Below are 1,761 nucleotides of genomic sequence, written 5' to 3'. Positions count from 1 at the left end.
ATAATTAGTATAGTCTTATTTAAGTTTTTAAACGATGAATAATCAAACATAATTCAACTTATCGGAAGTGCATATGCTTACACTTTCACAAATGATATAATAACAGAGTCGTCTTAACTTCCGGCGATATATTCGACGGAAGGAGGTGAGACCAGTGGAACTACTTTTTGTTAGTATAATTGCGCCTGTTGTTTCAGGATGCATAATTGCGGGTTTTACGTTTTGGCTAAACAACCGCAATAAATAATAAGGCGACATAGCCCGCCAAAAAGAACCCCCAACCTATTCCAGTAGGTTGGGGGTTCGGTGTTCCAATGGAACTACTTTTTGTTAAATACATTATAACATCATAGTGTAGAGGAATGCAAAATAAGAATAAATATATACGTAGTCTAAATAAAGAGCAATTTACTTATCTTTGCCTCCACTTAATTCATTCACTGCTAGTATAGCTTGCGCTACGTCTTCAGCAGTGAATTCGTCACTTAAATTAGAGAAAGTGTCATTAGGATCTTTTGCTAATTCTCCCACTTTTACTAAATCCTCAAAAGAAACGTCGTGTAAATGCATATTATTTAAATTTGTTGGCATTTCTAAGAATTTATAAAAATCAATATATTTTTTAATTTCTTCATAAGGTCTATTTTCTAAAACCATTTGAACGAGAGTCCCATACGCCACTTTTTCGCCGTGTCCAAGTTTATGGATATCTCCTGATAAAGCTGTAAACCCATTGTGTATTGCATGGGCTGCAGCAAGTCCACCGTTTTCAAAACCAAGTCCTGAGAGTAAAGTGTTTGCTTCGATAATAGACTCCACTTGAGGTGTTACAATACCTTGTGCTGCAGAAAAATAGGCGCTTTTACCGTATTTAAATATTGTTTCTTCTGCTTTTTCAGCAATGGCTAAAGAAGCTAATGTTGGTTTTCCATCCACCATAGTTTTCCCTCTACGGTTTAAAGTTGCTTTAACTTCTACTAAAGTAGCTAAAGCATCGCTCATGCCCGCCGCAAACAATTTGACTGGTGCTTGGACTATAATTTGTGAATCTGCTAATACTACATTTGGGTTTTTATAGTAAAATCTGTAACCCGTAAAAACACCTTCATCTGAATAGATAACTGACAAAGCACTCGTAGGCGCATCTGTAGAAGCAGTTGTTGGGACAATAATAACAGGGGAATTAAGATCATCAGAAATTGCTTTTGCTGTATCTAATGTCTTTCCTCCTCCAACGCCAACAATCACATTTATGTTATTTTCTTTGGCTATTTGGCTAAGTCTTGCTATTTCACCTTCAGAGGCTTCCCCATTAAATTCTTCGTATTTGTAACTAATCTCGTTAGATTCAAAACTCTCATTTATGTCTTTATTTGTTAGTGACCAAACTAAACTATCTGAAATAATCAAGGGTGTATCACCTAATTTATTAACTTCATTGGCTAAACTTTTTATTTCTCCTTTTCCTTGTATATATCTACTTGGCGATTGAAAAACGTATCTTGACATAAAAAAACCTCCTTATTATTTGATATACACTTATTTTATCCCCTGTATTCGTATGTATAAATCATAAATCTTTGTAAATGTGAAAGTTTATACGTAAAACAATTACTTATTCGAATGATTTAACTTCTTTTTTTGAGCAAGACGTATTCAGGGTGTGGGTCATTTTTTTATTATTTAAATTGGAAAATAAACTTTTGTTGGTTCTGTTGCAAAGTTGAATTTATAGTATAATTTTAACAAAAAGGAGTCTTC

General features: G+C 33.9%; 2 protein-coding genes. One reads left to right on the top strand and one right to left on the bottom strand.

The genetic code is table 11. The features are described from left to right. Positions 1-154 precede the first annotated feature (154 nt). On the top strand, positions 155-247 hold the full coding sequence (locus D9V42_RS14575) for a type I toxin-antitoxin system Fst family toxin (protein WP_107389233.1): 93 nt from the start codon (positions 155-157) through the stop codon (positions 245-247). A 161-nt stretch (positions 248-408) separates the two neighbouring features. Here the strand turns inward: D9V42_RS14575 and D9V42_RS14570 are convergent, their stop codons facing one another. Then, entirely contained in the window at positions 409-1,509 is a 1,101-nt protein-coding gene (locus D9V42_RS14570) for a glycerol dehydrogenase (RefSeq protein ID WP_107551895.1), read from the bottom strand. Between the last annotated feature and the right edge of the window lie 252 nt (positions 1,510-1,761).

Origin of the sequence: Staphylococcus pseudoxylosus (assembly GCF_003697915.1) — a bacterium.
In the GTDB taxonomy this organism is placed as follows: domain Bacteria; phylum Bacillota; class Bacilli; order Staphylococcales; family Staphylococcaceae; genus Staphylococcus; species Staphylococcus pseudoxylosus.
Note: the sequence above shows the minus strand (reverse complement) of the source record. Positions and strands in the feature narration are given on the sequence as shown.